This window comes from Lewinella sp. IMCC34191 (genome assembly GCF_003390935.1).
Lineage (GTDB): Bacteria > Bacteroidota > Bacteroidia > Chitinophagales > Saprospiraceae > Neolewinella.
Genome location: NZ_QNQZ01000001.1, coordinates 723,037 through 739,812 on the forward strand (window position 1 = coordinate 723,037; position 16,776 = coordinate 739,812).

Consider the following 16,776-nt stretch of genomic DNA (forward strand, 5'->3'; position numbering starts at 1 on the left):
GAAATGGCTTTCAAAAAGTACTTACCTTGCAATTTTTAACAACCCCACTCCCCAATGGCGAAACGCGTACACTTACTACTGTCGGCCTTCCTGCTTCCCCTTTTGATGTTTGCCCAGGAAAGCGATGGACAGGGAACGACTGGCACGACGATCGACGAGCGAATTCAGTCAGTTTTTGAGCCCGTCACCGCTTTTGTCGAATCAGTCGTCTTCTTTACGGTGCCGATAGGAAAATTCGACATTCCCTTCGTCATTCCGTGGTTAATCATTGGGGCTACCGTATTTACGGTGTACATGGGGTTCATCAATATCCGGGGCTTCAAGCACGCACTGGATGTCGTCCGCGGGAAATTTGATGATCCTGACGACCAGGGGGAAGTATCCCACTTTCAAGCCCTCACGGCGGCTCTGTCCGGAACAGTGGGAGTAGGAAATATCGCCGGCGTTGCATTTGCCGTCGCACTAGGCGGACCCGGGGCTACCTTCTGGATGATTATTGCCGGATTGTTGGGAATGACGTCCAAATTCGTAGAGTGCTCGTTAGGCCTTATGTACCGGGACGTACACGCCGACGGCTCCGTGTCAGGCGGACCGATGTATTACCTGGACCGTGGACTCAAGGAAAAAGGACCCGGTTGGGCCATTCTTGGAAAAATCCTGGCGGGCGCATTCGCGATTGCCTGTGTAGGTGGCAGCTTGGGTGGCGGAAACATGGTTCAGATCAACCAGGCAACTCAGCAGCTGACGGAGGTTACCGGTGGGGTAGACAGCATCTTCTATGAGCGGGGCTGGATTTTTGGTGTCGTGATGGCAATCACGGTCGGCTTGATCATCCTCGGCGGTATCAAAAGCATCGCTAAGGTGACGGACAAAGTGGTCCCCTTTATGGTAGGCATTTACGTCGTTGCCACCCTGGTAGTTCTCGGCTACCACATTGCCGATATCCCGGCTGCCTTTGGAACCATTCTGAGTGGCGCCTTCAACGCTGATGCGCTCTACGGCGGGTTCATCGGTGTACTGATTCAGGGGTTCCGGAGAGCCGCCTTTAGTAATGAGGCCGGTATCGGATCCGCTTCTATTGCGCACTCCGCGGCGAAAACGGACGAACCGATCAGTGAAGGTATCGTGGCTTTGCTCGAGCCCTTCATCGATACGGTAGTGATTTGTACCATGACCGCCCTCGTAATCATCATCACGAATTACGGAGGCTACGGCGCCGAAACCGCCTTCGCCAATAAAGTCTCGGGTACGGTAGGCGACATCACCCTTACCTCCGCCGCCTTCGAAACCGTCATCAGCTGGTTCCCGACCGTGTTGAGCATTGCGGTAATCCTCTTCGCTTTATCCACCATGATCAGCTGGTCTTACTACGGGCTGAAGGCGTGGACCTATCTCTTCGGCGAATCGAGGTTGAACGAGGCGATCTACAAATTGCTTTTCTGCGTATTTGTCATTATCGGCTCGGCGATCTCCGCGTCAGCGGTATTTGGTTTCGGGGATGCGATGATCTTCGCCATGTGTTTCCCGAACGTCGCCGGTCTGTTCATTCTGATGCCAAATGTCCGCCGTGCCCTGCAGGACTACCTCCACCGGGTACGGACCGGTGAGATCACCCGCTTCGAGTAGGTTGGATAATTAGCAAAGAAAAAGGCCCCGATGCTGAAGAGCATCGGGGCCTTTTCTATACTACGCCTGTTAATTTTACTTCCGCGACTCCTCCATCGGGTCGGCCTCCAGGGTGAACGTCCGGCGTACCGGATTGAGTGGCGTATCGACGATGCTATCCCCTTGCATGAGGGTCAGCGTGACGGTGTTTTCGCCCATCGGTAAGTTCTCCAGATAGTAAGGCTTCCACTCATCGATCATGAATTCCTTGCCGTTCACGGTCGCCATCACGGTATAGTCGTCGCCAATAGTGGCATTGACGGGGTAGAAATCCAGCATGACGTTTTCCGTTTCCTTCTGTCCTACGTAGGTACCCTTCGGCCGGCTATAGAACAGCATGGGCTCGGTAATTTCCTCCGTACTGCTGAAGCTCCCGTTGGATACATTGACCTTTACCGCACGGTGTGCTTCCGGGGTCTTGATGGATTCGTGGTAGCTGCGACTCAGAAAGGTGAGGATATGGTGCTCCCCATCCTGAACGGGTTGGTCGAAGCTGGGCTCGTACTTAGCGATGTACGGCTCGTTATCGATGATTAGGTGCACGTGTTGGCCCTGTGCGGAGTTGGCACACATCAGGTCATCGGCATCGTCCGTAATCTTGCCGAAGGTGTAGCCGCTGACGTCGTAGCTGAAGGTGCCACCATTGTAAGACCAGTCGTCGATGCTGGCGTTGGGAAATCCTTCGGTGGCCGGCATGTCCGTCAGTTCGATATTTTCGTTGTTCGGGTTACCGTCGCCGATCAGCGTACCGTCTTCTTCCTCGACGCCACCCTGGTCCATTTCGGTCTCCTTCGTATCTCCACCGCAGGCAAAGAACAGCAGTAAGCAGAGGATTAGTAATGGGTGTAAGCTCTTCATATGGTTCTGTTTAGGTTAACTGTTTTGTCCTTCAGGACGTTACCTTAAGAAGTGTATTAAAGCCCTTAGGTTCGTGACGAAACGCGCAGATATAGTAGAATTGGAAGTAACCGGCATGGATTGTAACAACTGTGCCATGTCGATCCAGCGCTTCCTCGAGCGTAAAGGACTTGAAGACGTGATGGTCAATTTCCAAACCCGCGAAGTACGTTACCGACCCGTTGACGGTGCCGCCGACGCGGCCGAAATTCAGTCCGGTATCGAACGCCTCGGCTATACGGTAGTAAACGGTGTCGAAGCTCCGGACTCCACACGAAAAGGCTTTACCCTCACCGCCAGGCAACGCCTCATTTTCTGCGCGCTCTTCACCTTACCCCTGCTGCTAAGCCATCTACTAATGGTGGCCGGCATTGCCACGCCCCTGGACAATGGCTGGTGGCAATTTGCCCTGGCGTTGCCGGTTTACCTGGTCGGCGGACTCCATTTTGGTCGTTCCGCCTTATCCGGACTGCGGGAACGGATGCTCAACATGGATGTACTCATATTTTTGGGTGCGACCGCAGCCTTCGTTTATAGCCTGATCGGTTTGTACTGGCAGGATCCGGCCTATTATTTCTTTGAAACCGCCGCCACTATTATCACGCTTGTCCTGGTCGGCAACTGGTTGGAGGCACGTGCCGTTGAGCGCACTACGACGGCCATTTCCGCCCTCTCGGAATTGAAGGAAGATCAGGCCACGGTCGTCATGCCGAGTGGAGCGCTGGTTAGCCTACCGGTCGAGGATGTAAAGCCCGGTTATTTGGTACGGGCAAATACGGGCGATAAGATTGCGCTGGATGGCACCGTCTCGCAGGGCGCCGTCAGTGTCAACGAGGCCATGTTGACCGGAGAAAGTCTCCCGGTGGAGAAGGCCAAGGGAGATCGCGTACTCGGGGGAAGCATCGTGGTCGCCGGGCAGACGACCTACCGCGTCACCGAAACCTACCGCGATGGAACGCTGGCCCGCATCATTGAACTGGTCAAAACGGCACAGGCGGACAAGCCGGATATTCAGCGTCTGGCCGATCGCATCAGTGCCATTTTCGTTCCGGTAGTGATCGTTATCAGTCTGCTTACATTTCTCGTAGGCTGGGCAACGGGCTATGCAACCGCAACGCAGGCGCTCATGAATGCCATTGCCGTTCTGCTCATTTCCTGTCCTTGTGCTATGGGGTTGGCCACGCCCACCGCGGTAATGGTAGGCGTCGGACGACTGGCGCGCTTAGGTGTAATGATCCGGGGGGGAAGTACGGTTGAGCGCTTCGCAGACGTATCGCGCATCGTCTTCGACAAAACCGGCACCCTGACCACCGGTAAATTGGATATCGGGACCTTCGGGGTAGCTGAAGGATATGACGCGCGGATTGTCCGCCGCCTTATATTCGAAATGGAAGCTTACAGCTCCCATCCCATCGCCGGCTCGATTCGCGACTATCTCTGGAAGACCAAGATGGTCGATGACAGCGAAGAAGCCTACCAGGATTTTGCCGGTAAGTTGGAAGTAACCGAAACGGCCGGACTCGGTCTCCAATCCGGAGATTTTTATCTAGGTACTGCGCGGGGTGAGGTAGATGGTGCCGATGTTCTACTCAAAAAAGGGGAGCAGGTCCTCGCCTGGTTCACCCTGGTGGACGAGGTGCGACCCGGTGCCGCCGACACGATTCGGCAACTCCATGAACGGGGACTGCGCACTGCTTTACTCACCGGGGACCGGGAAGAGAAAGCCATACGGGTTGCAAAGGAAGTAGGCATAGATGAAGTGTATTCAGGTTTTCTTCCCGAACAGAAGCTGTCCAAAATTTCGGAATTGAGCGAGCAGCAGTCCACGGCAATGGTCGGGGACGGCATCAACGATGCGGCCGCACTTAGTCGGGCAAACCTCGGCATCAGTTTGGGTGGGGCAAGCGCCGCCGCGCTTGATGCCGCGCAGATCGTCTTGATGCGCGACGATCTGTCCCTTCTGGTGGAGGGCCGCCGCGTGGCGGAGTTAACCGTCAAGACCATTCGGGAAAGCCTGTTCTGGGCTTTTAGCTATAACCTCGTTGCTATACCGCTAGCGGCGCTTGGTTACCTCAATCCCATGTGGGCCGCACTCTTCATGGCCTTCTCGGATGTCGTGGTGATCGGAAATGCCATACGCCTAAAGCACCGCTAATGGCTGACGCCCGACTGCCACACCGAAAGGGTAGGGGAGCCCAGATCAATACGCCCAATCCGTATCATCACCTGCGCTATGACGAGTTCCCAGACCCGGAGGATGAGTTACGCACCGAGTATATCCCGACCCATCCCAAAACCATCCTGAATAAGATTACCAGCCCGGACCTCGGTAACGGTTACGGATTGAATAGCTATCAGGGTTGCGAACACGGATGTGTGTACTGCTTTGCGCGAACGACGCATACCTACTGGGGCTACAGCGCCGGACTAGACTTCGAAACGAAGGTGCTTTACAAGGAGGCAGCGCCCGAATTACTTCGGCAAGCCCTGAGGAAATCATCTTACGAACCCATGGCTATCATGATGTCGGGCAACACGGATAGTTACCAGCCGGCGGAAAAGCGATTTGAAATTACCCGCCGATGCCTGGAGGTGTTGTACGAATTCCGCCACCCGGTTGGTATTATCACGAAAAACAGCCTCGTCGTTCGTGACCTGGACTTACTACGCGAACTGGCTGCCGAGCAATTGGTGCATGTCTGCTTCAGTATCACAACGCTTCAGGAGCCGGTGCGCCGGATGCTGGAGCCGCGTACCGCCAGTATCCACCAGCGTTTTGAGGCGGTTCGGGTGCTCAGCGAGGCGGGTATTCCGGTGATGGTCAACATTGCCCCCGTAATTCCTGGTTTGACGGATCACGAAGTACTTGGTATTGCCAAGCGCGCGGCCGAAGCGGGAGCGCGAAGGATCGGGTACAATATCGTGCGCCTGAACGACGAGATTGCGGATATCTTCATTGATTGGGTACGGCGTACCTATCCGGATCGCGCCGACCGTATCCTGAATCGAATACGGGATTGTCGCGGTGGGGAATTAGGAGAAAAGCGTTTCGGTATCCGGCAGCACGGAGAGGGAGAGATCGCCACCATGATCCGCCAGCAATACGAGTTGGCGAAGCGCAAATTTTTTCCCGAACCAATCGATTGGCCACCCTACAATTTCGAGCCCTTTCACCGTCGTCAACGCCCGCAGTTAAGTCTTTGGTGAAATCCAGTTGACGGTACGTACAATAAGCAACACACCGCCCGCTTTTAGTATAGGTTCAGCTTTCCCACTATGTACAGAGCCCGATTATTGTTTTTCCTCCTCATTATTTTGCTAATGCTGCCGGAGCACGGTGAAGCGCAACGGCGAAGAAAGCGGAACGAGGAAGCCTGGCCGCCCGAAAGAGGCTACAGCCGCCTCTTTTTAGGTGGAGCCTTGCAGGATGTCTTCGAGCGCCACTACGACTTTTGCGGATTCACCAAGCCGGAGGGTCGCCGGGACTACACCCCCCCCACCATAGAGAATTTTTTAGGCTCGCGCACGCTGCGCACCCGGGTGGAAAAAGCGAACATTAACGGTGGCGGTTTGCTTAGCTACGTTTTCTCCCAGCGGGAAACCATGGCGAACTTCGACGACATTCGTTACAATCCCGTCAATCTGCTGTTCACCGAGGTGGAAGGCGTAGACCTGATGCCCCAACCCCGCGAGGGCTTCGATGCCTTCGTCCTGACCAAGAATTGCGGTGGCTACCTGAAGGCCGCTCTGGATGTAGGCCTAAAACCACCTTACGCCGCCTTTGCCTCCGCGCTGGATACCGATGCAAAACGAAACAGCAGCGTATTAGCCATGGCGGGCAGCTTTGAAAGCCCGCTTAGCGCAATGCTCGGAGCAAATGACGACCGCACCACCGAATTAATGGCCCGCCTCTGGCAATTCTACCAGGAGCATCCTGAATATGGCGGGGAAGCCTATTATCTCCGCCAATTCGATGGCCTGGTGATTAAACACCTTACCGACAGCCAGGAAATTATGGCCGCCGAGCAATCCGTCGGACTGAACGTGGCACTCCCTTTTACGGCCAAACTGGACGCGAGCCTGTCGCACCGCCGCGAAAATGAGAACAGTTTCTCGGCTACCGACTGGGAAACGATCGTCTACACCGATTTCGAAGGGCCGTATACCCGGGAAAAAATGTTTTACCGGCTTCCTGACCCGAACGAAATCGCCGATTATTTCGCTAACCTTTCGGCCGTTGCCGAGCGGACCGTGCCACTGCGCGAGGCGGCCGCCCATCGCCATACCGTCGAAGTACCGGGACTACCTGCTTCCATGGCGGGTGCCGGATGGCAGCTGCATAACGTTGGCAGTGGCGTTTACCAGGAACAGCCAAGCCTCGCCGTAGAAGCGGATAATGAGGGCCTGTCTTTTTCGGTGACCGGTTATACGGCGCCGGCCCTGTTTCAGGACCAAAAAATCGAGGCCGTGCCCGTGTCGTATGACCTTGTCCTGCCCGCTGCGGGTGGTGTCCCCGAATTGCGAATCCCGGTGTTGCAACGCATCGGCACCAGCGCGCATCCGCTCGTGAACCTGGTGGGTACCCGCTTCGAATTGCACCGTCGCAACAGCGGCCAGTATTCCTTTCAGTGGCACCTGACCATGAACATAGATGACACGGAAAATCCGCTGGACGCCCAGGGACAATTCGCGGCACATCGGTTGGTGGTGGGTGGACGGAACGGTACCTTGGACGCCACCATCGTAAAGGCGGAATACGACGAGCGCCGCGCCGTGCTGAACGTCACCCTCGAAAGCGAACGTAGCTGGCCGCTAAAGCTGATCGACGACCGGAATATGCGAACCTTCCCCGTGGAGGCGGAACTGGCGCTACCGGTAAAGGATGGCTACAGCGTTTGCCGCCGCCCCCTGAATGCCCGGCTTGCCGTCCCGCGTATCCGGGTGGAATCTATCTCGCCGATCCAGACTATCCCGCTGTCCCGGGGTCTTGAGCAAGGTTGAAGAATTCATCCAGGGCGGGGGTGATTACGATTTCCGTACGTCGATTCCGTGCTCTTCCCTCCGCGGTGGAATTATCGCCGCGCGGGTCATTGTCGGCCCGTCCGGCAGCAGTCAACCGGTAGGGGTCCACACCGAAATCCTGTACGAGTTCCCGGACCACGGAGGCCGCGCGCATCGTGCTTAATTCCCAGTTGTCACGGATGGTGCTGCTACGGACGGGAACGTTGTCCGTATGCCCCTCTACGATGATACTCAGATCACTGTGGTCGTTCAGGACCTTGCTCACCTTATCCAACACCCGTTCGGAAGCCGAATTAAGCCGGGCCGAGCCACTGCTGAACAGTAGGTTGTCGCTGATGCTCACGTGTACTTTTCCTCCCCGTACCTCGACTTGGACATCCTCATCGTTGATGTTATCAAGGCTGCGTTTGAGGTTCATCACTAGCGCCAGGGCCATACTGTCCTTCCGCTGAATGCTTCGGTTTAGCTCATTGATTCGGGTGGTTTGCCCGCTGATCGACTGCAGACTTTCGCGGATGCTCGTGGCGCCTTCCTTGGATATGACCGACAAGTCTTCCATGCGGTTCAGCAGATCGCCGTTCGTCCGCTGGACGGTTTCCAGCTGATTGCGGATCAAATCGTTTTCGCGCTCGGTGCTGGCGAGCTTCGTTTCCAGCTCCGTGATCTTGGCCTTGTTGCATCCCAGGAAGGTCAGCGCTAATAGCAGCAGCGTTACATTTTTCATTTGGTATAGATTTCGTGGTGCAATAACGGTTTTTACCGTCGGAGAGTGCACCGATCGGTTACGAATCAAAGACCACTTCCGTGGCGCCGTAGCCGTATTTGGGATGATAATCGTTTGAAAATTTGCGCACGAAGGGGACGTGTTCGAGTTTCTGGTGAATCTCAGTTTTTAGAATACCGTTGCCTAGCCCGTGCACGATATAAATGCGTTCCACGTCAAGGCGAAGGGCCTGGTCCACGAAGCGGTCGAAGTGCTCCATCTGCAGCGACAGCACCTTGTCTTTGGAGACGGTGGACGGATCGTCAACCAGCGCAGACAGGTGCAAGTCCAGCACCGGGTTGAAGTCACCCCGCTCCTGGAGCGATGGCGGCCGCATGGTTTCGGGTTTGGAGCCGGGCTGCTTTTTCAACTGGGCGCGCGTAATCTCCCGCAGCGTTGATCCGGAGGACTCGTTTTCGGCGACCGAGGTTGCCTTCAGGTGAGGGAAAACCACGAACAGGTGGGCTCCGTGGCTCAGTTCGGGCACATCACGGAAGCTGCCGAAGAACTGCTTGGGCCGGACCTTAACCTGGTGAAAGTGCCGCGGGCCGGTACCGCCCTCCACCGCCGCCCGCACGTCCAGGTCCACCGTGAGTTTTTCGTTGAGCCAGGCGTAGGGAATCAGGTCCAGTCGCTTTTTCTCGTAGGGTGGCAGCGGGCCGAATTTGCTGCTCCGTTGACGGTCGCCTGTTTTCACCTTGATTTCGAAAAGAATTTTGCTGCGCGTACCGTTTATCAGGTAGAGCTGGTAGTTAGCGGGTTCGCCTTCCTCATTAAAGATTGGATCGAAGGCCAGCTGCACGCCGGTATCGTGCCGGTCATCCTGCAGTCCGGAGGCTGGTCGATCGGGGGCGGGTGGCGCGGGTGGCGGGCTTTCGGGATCGAGCAGCGCCAACGCATGACCGGGAGCGGGCAGGTGACCCAGACCACCATCCAGGCGAACCTGGTACGAATCGTTCGGCAAAACGGAAGATATCGTTCCGGCCTTGCCGGTACGGAGCAAACTGACCCGGTCACCTACTTTAAAATTCATATTCGTCAACTTAGATTAAATGGTAAGGCTTTGGTGGCGGCTGTTGTTGCGATCCACCCGGTTGATTGCCGCGGAGGGCTACCTTGCAGCCGTGGGAGTAGTACAACACATCAGATGGCGCCTGGCTCAATCACTGGAGTGGCGCTGGTGGGAATCTTATCTCCGGCACCAATCGCCGGCCGACTACCTGGAGAACAAAAAGCGCTACTGGCTTAAGGTGATGGAGACGATGGGTTGGAAACCGCTTCCGAATGCCCGGGTGGCCGACGTCGGTTGCGGACCCGCCGGCGTTTTCATCGCGCTGCATGATCGACAGCAGGTAACCGCGCTCGATCCGCTACTGGAGCGCTACGAGGACCTGCCAATCTTCAGTCGAGCTAATTATCCCACTGTACGTTTTTTGCCACGGATGCTCGAAGGAACACTTGACCTCGCTCCATTTAAGCAGCTCTATTGTTTCAACGCGATCAATCACGTAAAGGACTGGGACGCGGCTCTGGATGCCCTCACGAGCATGGCCGAATCCGGGACCTCCTTACTGCTAAGTAGTGACGTACATCGTCACCGGTGGCTATTACCCTTGTTCCGGGCCTTGCCGGGTGATGCGCTTCACCCCCAGCAACACTTGGCCGGTGACTATCGCGAAGCCCTGCAACTCAGAGGGTGGCGGATAGACCGGGAAGTCGTGATGCGTACGGAACGGATTTTCGAATACCGGATTTGGAAATGTACGTTTACCGCCGCTCCACCCCCTCCGCCGAGGCCTGGCGCTGCGTGAAGGAGCGAAAGCGCTCGGAGAATTTTGGACTTTCCGTACCCATCCATTTGTCCCAAAAGGTGAAATAGAGGCCGAAGTTATAGCGGGCCTGCTTGTGGTGGACATCGTGGTGCGTGGCCCCGATAAGTCCGCGCAGAACGGGGATACGGGCCCAGGAGGCCGGGAAGATCTCGATGCCGGCATGATTGATGGTCGCCGAAAGGGTCATCACGGCCAGCAGCGTGAGAAAGGCGAAAACGTGCATGGGAATAAGCAGTACGCTTAGTGGAAGAAATACTGCCTGCAAGACCGCTTCGATGGGATGAAAACTGAAAGCGGTCCAGGCGGTAGTTTCAATACTCTCGTGGTGCCAACGGTGGACCTTGTCGTAAACACCCGGCCGGTGCATCCACCGGTGGATCCAGTAGTAGTAGGTTTCCTGCAGGAATAGAAAAAGGACCGGGCCGGCAGCCAGCCAAATGTAATTGGAGGTGGAATCAAGTGACATATACAGCTGCGTATACCCAGCCTGCCACAGGAAAAGAACGGCAATACCGAAGGCGGCAAATATGAGCGACACGATGGCCGACCGCCTGATTTCGGTTCCTACCTGCGCTCCGACGCCAACATCATAGTGGAAAATGCGGTGGCGCAGCCGCTCGCGCAGCCGCTTGCGAAGCAGGTGGTGGTACAAACCGCTGAAGGCGATGTAGCGCAGGAAAATAACTGCGAAAAGAACCGCTACCCAATAAATCCAGTGCCACATTATACCTTAATTGCCTTCCGAGTCGGAGTTTAGCCGTTCCACGATTTCCTGCGCGATCTGCTGTCCCCAGGCCTGGCCGACCTGCATACTCTGCTGCTGCACGACCGGCATTTTGGCCATGATGGACTGGGCGAGGGGATTGCGGTGGTAGTCGATCAGGAAATCCACTTCCTCCTCGGTGTAATTGGCCATGTAAATTTTGACCAACTCCGGTTCAATGGACTTGAAACCCTCCGTGCGGAGGCGATCCATAAAGGTCGACCACCACGTATCGGGGATGTCGGCATAGGCCGCGGACTGCTGCTGTAATTGGATCATATTCATGGCCGAGCTCACGAACATTTCCTCCGATCCAGATACCTCGATAAGGCGTATTACCTTAGCTTCGAGACTGTCGGACTGTCCGAGTAACGGGCCGGTAAGCACAGCGCACATCAAGAGTAGAATCAGTTGCTTCATAACTTCAAGTATATCCTATTAACCCTCCCGCTCCTTTACAGTTGCGGTAACCGGCCTATGACACCACCAACCGCTGAACGGACCATCGACTGGCAGGGCCACCGGGGCGCCCGGGGTTTACTTCCCGAAAATAGTATCCCGGCGTTTTTGCGGGCCCTGAGCTACCCGGAGATCACCACCCTTGAACTGGACGTGGTGATCAGTGGAGACGACCGGGTCATCGTTAGCCACGACCCGTTTATGGAACCCGAGATCTGTTCGCTTCCCGATGGAGGCGATATAACCGACACGATCCGCCTCCGCAGCCTGACCGCCGCTGAAATAGCGACCTACGACTGCGGGCAACGCCGGCACCCCCGCTTTCCCGAGCAGCAGTCCAGACCCGCCAGCAAGCCGACCCTGGCCGCGGTATTCGCCGCCGTGGACCGCTATTGTCTGCAGCAGGGGCGTGACCTGCCGCGCTACAACATTGAGCTGAAGTACCAGGTGGATTGGGAACCGGAACTGGTGCCCGGCCGGCAAAAATTCGCTGAGCTGGTACTGCAGGATATTGCCAACTGGGGCCACCCCGAACTCGTCAATCTACAGTGCTTCGACCCACCCACCCTGGCCGTTCTGCACGAGCTGGCACCGGAGATGCCGCTGGCCTATCTCGATGAGGCACCCGGAGAGGTCGCCGAGAAGATGAAACGACTGGGCTTTACCCCGGAGATTTACAGCCCTTGGGAACGTGGACTGACCGCCGATATCATCGGGGAGGCCCGCTCTTTAGGCATGCGTGTCATTCCGTGGACGGTCAATGAAGTCGACCGGATGCGTGAACTCTTGGCGCTCGGGGTGGACGGTATCATCACCGACTATCCGGACCGTATCACCCTGGTAAAACCTCGATGATGCGGTGGTCACCGGTATTGGTTTTGTGCGTACTACTTATCAGCTTGCTCCTGCCGGCCTGCCGGCCGAAGCCTTCGCCGGTGGATTCGGAGCTGTCCGCCGAACGGATCCTCCCCGCGACCTTTGTACGGGGGATGACCTTTGCCCACGAGGGATACCGGGGGCACAATGGCTACGGCGGGGAGTTAGCAGGCCTTTCACTCGATAGCCTTAAACGGCTAAATGTTAATGCGGTAGCTATCGTCCCCTACACCTTCATGCGAGGGATGGAACCGATAGATACCCTACCGATACCGGAGCATTACGGGGCGGAAAATGATTCGGCGGTGTTGGTTTCCATTCGCCAGGCAAGAGCCCGGGGCATGCAAGTGATGCTCAAGCCACAGATATGGATCCGGGGATCCTGGCCGGGGGAGATCGATTTTTCCGGGCCGGATGCATGGGATCGTTTTTTCCTGGCTTACCAACGCTGGATCGGACACTACGCCGATATGGCTCAGTCCGAGCAAGTCGAGGCGCTCTGTATCGGAACGGAATTAGTGCATGCGACACTCCAGTACCCGGAAAGGTGGCGCGCGATCATCCGGGAACTGCGGTCCCGCTACGATGGTAAGCTGACCTATGCTGCCAACTGGGGGGAAGAATTTGAGAACCTGAGCTTTTGGGAAGACCTGGATATCATCGGTTTGAATAGTTATTACCCGCTGGCCGATCATACGGAACCGGACGATGCCGAATTGATGGCGGGTGCCCGGCGTTGGATAACGGTAGCCGACCGCATAGGACAGGAAAACGACCGCCCGGTTTGGCTTACGGAAGTGGGTTATCGCTCCGTGGCTACGGCGTGGATGAATCCCCATGCGGAAGCGGGAGACCGGGCTTCCAGTCTGGATCACCAGGCACGGTGCTACGCCGCTCTTGCAAATGCCGTGCGCGCTTCGGATCGGGTGACGGGCATGTTTGTCTGGAAGTGGCCGTCCTATCTCGGTCACCAGGAAGATCGTGCCGGGCGTGAGGTAGGATTCGTGCCGGGCGGAAAGCCCGCAGGCCTGATCCTGCGGGAACTGTACCGGCAGCCGGCGCAGTAGGTTGCTAATCCAGGGTAGCGATCGTGAGGTTATCGACCAGCACGGCGGATTTATCCTCTCCTCCGTTCCAGAGCAATACCGCTACTTCGTCGGCGCCTCCGGCGGGAGCGCGGGCTTCCAGCACTAAGTTGCGCCGGCCCTCCTCGTTGAGCGCGCGGTGAATCCGGATGAGCCGGTACTTGTCCGCCTGACCGTTCCTGTAGAAACGCATGACGAACTGGGTCGAGCTGTGGATGCCGGCGCGGTACTCGGCATTGGCAAAGTCGGCCGTCGCGCGTATCCACTGATTGCTTTCAAAGGGTCCGCTAACGCGAAACTCCGGGGTGCTGCTGATCGAGTCCTTAAGGCAAAAAGAACCGGCTCCGGTGATCGGGTCTATGCCGCACGGCGTAGTGGGAATGGTGTCGAACGTATTGGTATAGATTGTGTCGATTCGGTCGGGCGTACCCCGGTAGAATTCCGGGTTGTCCAACAGGAAAAGGTCGTCGACATTCCGTTCGAAGGTGAACAGCGTCCGCCAGTAGTAGGCCCGGTTCATCCATTCTGAGACGAACAAGCCGCCGCGGTGTGCCTGGTGCGTGAACCACAGATTGTGCGCCACGAAAAGCAAACAGACAAGCCCAAAGATGACGCGCAGCCACAACTGACGCCGCCCTATCCACATCACAGTAGCCGCCAGGGGAAAGGAGAGTACGGCATACGTTTGCACCATGGTACGCTGTCCGAGACTTCCGCCGTACCACCAGACGCTCCAGGCAAAAGCTACGTAAACGAAGAACAGCGTGTGAACGCTTACCGCCGTGAACACCGGACGACGATAAACGAAAAGTGCCCCGAAACCTAGTACGGCAAACCACATCATCGGGGTGTAGGTGAGCCATCCCGCCCTGTAGCTGAACAGCCCGTCGATCAGGTGGGGGTGAAGCCAGTCAAAGCCCTGGTCTTCATAGCTGTAGACGATCCATTCACCGGAAACGTATCGCCAGTAGATCAACTGGATCGACCCCACCATCAGACACGCGATAACCGCGAGCAAAAGTTGGAGGGGGCGGGAAGTCAGGTACCGGTAGCGGTCGATAAGACCGTCCACGGTGGGGGGCATCTTCCAGAGCAGCGGGATAAGCGCGGCCAAAATTTCGGTGGGCCGGGTCAGGGCCATCAATCCCACGAGTAGCCCGATCGCCAGAAAATGGGGGGTCTTTGCCTGCTCGCCGCGTCGGTACAGATTGTCGGTTACCCAGATAAGCAAGGCGTAGAGGGTGAAAACATGACTGTGCGTCATGGCCCCGTCGATGGCCGCGTAATTGAGGTAATTGGTACCGAAGACGATCAACAACAGCGTGATGGCCACGGTGCCCGCTTTAAAATAACGGCCCAGTACGATAGTGAGCACGAATAAACCCAGGCCGGCGACCAGTAAACTGCCCACGGATATAGCCACCTGATAGGGGCGGGAAAAGCCGTCGGCGGGATACGCATCCGTCTGTAAGGCGTATAGGTGAGCCAGGGCAAAGAACGGGCTGTAGAGTACGGCCTGTCCGGCGCTGTATTTCATGACCATTGCCCCGGACTCATGCGCGAAGGTCTGATAGGGGCTGTACGTCGGGTGGTATTGCTCAATAATGTCCGGCAGGAAAGCTACCTCCCGCAGATCGTCATAGATGAAGAGCGCCGGCAGGTAGAGGTAGTAGCCCGAAACATCGTAACTGATAGTTGCCTCGCTGCCGCCACTTTGCCACTTCGGGTAGTAAAAGTGCGTAGCCAGCAGCATGACGTAGCAGAGCAGAAGCGCTAGGATGGGGGCATTCTTCACGGAAGTAAAGGTAATGCGTGCGCGGCCTTATACCTTTAGGCCTCAGAAAATCCCTCCGCCATGCGTGTCCTGTTCGCCTTGCTCTTTGCAGTCTTTACCGTATCGTCTTTGCACGCTCAGCATACCATGCCCGTTATCTTATCGCTGAAGGAACAGGGAGCGTTACAGGATCGATGGTTGAAAGAACGTTTTGCTACGGTCGTTCCGGAGCTGATGCGCAGAGAGGGCATCGATATGTGGGTCATGATCACCCGCGAATACAACGAGGATGCCGTAGTGAAAACCATGCTGCCAAGCAGCTGGATGGGCGCTCGGCGGACAACCATGCTGCTGATCTACGACCCGGGCGAAGGGAAGGAACTGGAAACCCTGGCCTGCGCTCGCTATGACGTCGGAGAGGTTTTTAAAAAAGCGTGGGATAAGGAGCAGCAACCCGACCAGTGGAAGCAGTTAGTGGAGTTGATCGAGGCGCGCAATCCAAAGAAGATTGCCGTGAACCGAAGTGAGGAATTTGGATTGGCCGACGGCATAAGCAGCTACCACTACGATCGGCTGTTGGAAGCCCTGCCCGACGAATTGGATGAGCGGGTCGTGAGCGGAGAAAATCTCGCGATTGGTTGGCTGGAGACCCGGATACCCGCCGAAATGACCGTCTACCGCCAAATCATGCAGATCGCCCACGCGATCATCGCCGAGGCCTTTAGCGAGCGGGTGATTCAACCGGGGGTGACCACCACGGAAGATGTAGTATGGTTCCTCCGCGAGCGGACGCGTGAATTGGGTTTAGGTACCTGGTTCCACCCGACGGTAGATGTTCAGCGGTCCGAGCCGCAGGACCTATACGGCTTCAGCAACCGACCCGGAGCGGATATCATCCAGCCCGGCGATCTGGTCCACTGTGATTTCGGGATCACCTATTGCGGCCTGAATACGGACACGCAGGAAAACGCCTACGTGTTGCGGCCGGGAGAGCATACCGCCCCGGAAGACCTGGTAGCGGCACACCAAAAAAGTTTGCGGGTGATGGACTTACTCACGGGCAGCTTCGTCAACGGGACCACCGGTAACGAGATGCTACGTGCCACCATCGAGTCGGGCAAGGCGGAAGACCTGCGGCCATCGATCTACAGTCACCCCATCGGCTTTCACGGCCACGGGGCGGGACCGACCATCGGTCTGTGGGACCAACAAGAAGGGGTAGCGGTAAGAGGAGATTACCCACTGTACGCAAACACGGCCTACAGCATAGAATTAAATAACACGAGTCACGTAAAGGCGTGGGATAAGGACGTGCGGGTAATGGTGGAAGAAGACGGGTTCTGGGACGGAGAACAATTTTACTACATCAATGGCAGGCAGGAAGAGTTATACCTGATCCCACGACAGCATTGATGCAGTGCGCTTTTCCATTGGTCTAAATACAGCGGAGCGGCTCTACGGCTGCTTAGGCGCGTTTATCCTTCGGACCCGTCATCTGTACCAGCGTCGCTTGACGATCATCCGCGAATCGACCCAGGTCCGTATGCTGATTACCGGATAGACGTTGCAGTAAATAGGCGGCGGTAAAGCGAGGTGTTTGCGTTTTCATGGCGTCATCATTGTGACGTAAATATACAAAC

At 56.5% G+C, this 16,776-nt stretch carries 15 protein-coding genes; 8 read left to right on the forward strand and 7 right to left on the reverse strand.

Features of this window, described 5'->3' with window-relative positions:
- Window positions 1-54 precede the first annotated feature (54 nt).
- Entirely contained in the window at window positions 55-1,626 is a 1,572-nt protein-coding gene (locus DRW39_RS02885) for an alanine/glycine:cation symporter family protein (protein ID WP_116105468.1), read from the forward strand.
- Between the two features lie 75 nt (window positions 1,627-1,701).
- Here DRW39_RS02885 and DRW39_RS02890 read toward each other — a convergent pair whose 3' ends face one another.
- Window positions 1,702-2,523 carry a phosphopeptide-binding protein gene (locus DRW39_RS02890; RefSeq protein ID WP_116105469.1) on the reverse strand — a complete coding sequence of 274 codons (822 nt, stop codon included), beginning with the start codon at window positions 2,521-2,523 and terminating at the stop codon, window positions 1,702-1,704.
- A 73-nt stretch (window positions 2,524-2,596) separates the two neighbouring features.
- On the opposite strand from DRW39_RS02890, the gene DRW39_RS02895 reads away from it, so the two are divergent.
- The 3 genes from DRW39_RS02895 (at window position 2,597) to DRW39_RS02905 (ending at window position 7,563) form a co-directional block, all read left to right on the forward strand.
- Window positions 2,597-4,717 (forward strand): heavy metal translocating P-type ATPase, encoded by a 2,121-nt coding sequence (locus tag DRW39_RS02895; RefSeq protein WP_116105470.1) that lies wholly within the window; start codon window positions 2,597-2,599, stop codon window positions 4,715-4,717.
- On the forward strand, window positions 4,717-5,769 hold the full coding sequence (locus DRW39_RS02900) for a PA0069 family radical SAM protein (protein ID WP_116105471.1): 1,053 nt from the start codon (window positions 4,717-4,719) through the stop codon (window positions 5,767-5,769). Before DRW39_RS02895 ends, DRW39_RS02900 begins: the two co-directional genes overlap by 1 nt.
- A gap of 69 nt (window positions 5,770-5,838) precedes the next feature.
- Window positions 5,839-7,563, forward strand: a complete 1,725-nt coding sequence (locus DRW39_RS02905) for a hypothetical protein (RefSeq protein WP_157975896.1) — start codon at window positions 5,839-5,841, stop codon at window positions 7,561-7,563.
- Here DRW39_RS02905 and DRW39_RS02910 read toward each other — a convergent pair.
- A complete protein-coding gene (locus DRW39_RS02910; protein WP_116105473.1) occupies window positions 7,529-8,308 on the reverse strand; it encodes a flagellar motor protein MotB in 780 nt (259 codons plus the stop codon). The genes DRW39_RS02905 and DRW39_RS02910 overlap by 35 nt on opposite strands.
- A gap of 58 nt (window positions 8,309-8,366) precedes the next feature.
- Window positions 8,367-9,380: a Smr/MutS family protein gene (locus tag DRW39_RS02915; protein ID WP_116105474.1), complete on the reverse strand. Its 1,014-nt coding sequence runs from the start codon at window positions 9,378-9,380 to the stop codon at window positions 8,367-8,369.
- Between the two features lie 91 nt (window positions 9,381-9,471).
- Here DRW39_RS02915 and DRW39_RS02920 point away from each other — a divergent pair, with 91 nt between their 5' ends.
- Window positions 9,472-10,158: a methyltransferase domain-containing protein gene (locus tag DRW39_RS02920; RefSeq protein ID WP_157975897.1), complete on the forward strand. Its 687-nt coding sequence runs from the start codon at window positions 9,472-9,474 to the stop codon at window positions 10,156-10,158.
- Here DRW39_RS02920 and DRW39_RS02925 read toward each other — a convergent pair.
- Window positions 10,115-10,903, reverse strand: coding sequence for a sterol desaturase family protein (locus DRW39_RS02925; RefSeq protein ID WP_116105476.1), 789 nt, complete (start codon window positions 10,901-10,903; stop codon window positions 10,115-10,117). The genes DRW39_RS02920 and DRW39_RS02925 overlap by 44 nt on opposite strands.
- A 6-nt stretch (window positions 10,904-10,909) precedes the next feature.
- Window positions 10,910-11,362, reverse strand: coding sequence for a DUF2059 domain-containing protein (locus DRW39_RS02930; RefSeq protein ID WP_116105477.1), 453 nt, complete (start codon window positions 11,360-11,362; stop codon window positions 10,910-10,912).
- A gap of 57 nt (window positions 11,363-11,419) precedes the next feature.
- Here DRW39_RS02930 and DRW39_RS02935 point away from each other — a divergent pair, with 57 nt between their 5' ends.
- Entirely contained in the window at window positions 11,420-12,256 is an 837-nt protein-coding gene (locus DRW39_RS02935) for a glycerophosphodiester phosphodiesterase family protein (protein ID WP_116105478.1), read from the forward strand.
- An 80-nt stretch (window positions 12,257-12,336) separates the two neighbouring features.
- Window positions 12,337-13,344 carry a glycoside hydrolase family 113 gene (locus tag DRW39_RS02940; protein WP_157975898.1) on the forward strand — a complete coding sequence of 336 codons (1,008 nt, stop codon included), beginning with the start codon at window positions 12,337-12,339 and terminating at the stop codon, window positions 13,342-13,344.
- Window positions 13,345-13,348: 4 nt separating this feature from the next.
- Here DRW39_RS02940 and DRW39_RS02945 read toward each other — a convergent pair whose 3' ends face one another.
- Window positions 13,349-15,157: a hypothetical protein gene (locus DRW39_RS02945; RefSeq protein ID WP_116105480.1), complete on the reverse strand. Its 1,809-nt coding sequence runs from the start codon at window positions 15,155-15,157 to the stop codon at window positions 13,349-13,351.
- A gap of 60 nt (window positions 15,158-15,217) precedes the next feature.
- On the opposite strand from DRW39_RS02945, the gene DRW39_RS02950 reads away from it, so the two are divergent.
- Window positions 15,218-16,549 carry a M24 family metallopeptidase gene (locus tag DRW39_RS02950; RefSeq protein ID WP_116105481.1) on the forward strand — a complete coding sequence of 444 codons (1,332 nt, stop codon included), beginning with the start codon at window positions 15,218-15,220 and terminating at the stop codon, window positions 16,547-16,549.
- A 52-nt stretch (window positions 16,550-16,601) separates the two neighbouring features.
- Here DRW39_RS02950 and DRW39_RS22175 read toward each other — a convergent pair whose 3' ends face one another.
- Window positions 16,602-16,745 carry a hypothetical protein gene (locus tag DRW39_RS22175; RefSeq protein WP_157975899.1) on the reverse strand — a complete coding sequence of 48 codons (144 nt, stop codon included), beginning with the start codon at window positions 16,743-16,745 and terminating at the stop codon, window positions 16,602-16,604.
- Window positions 16,746-16,776 lie beyond the last annotated feature (31 nt).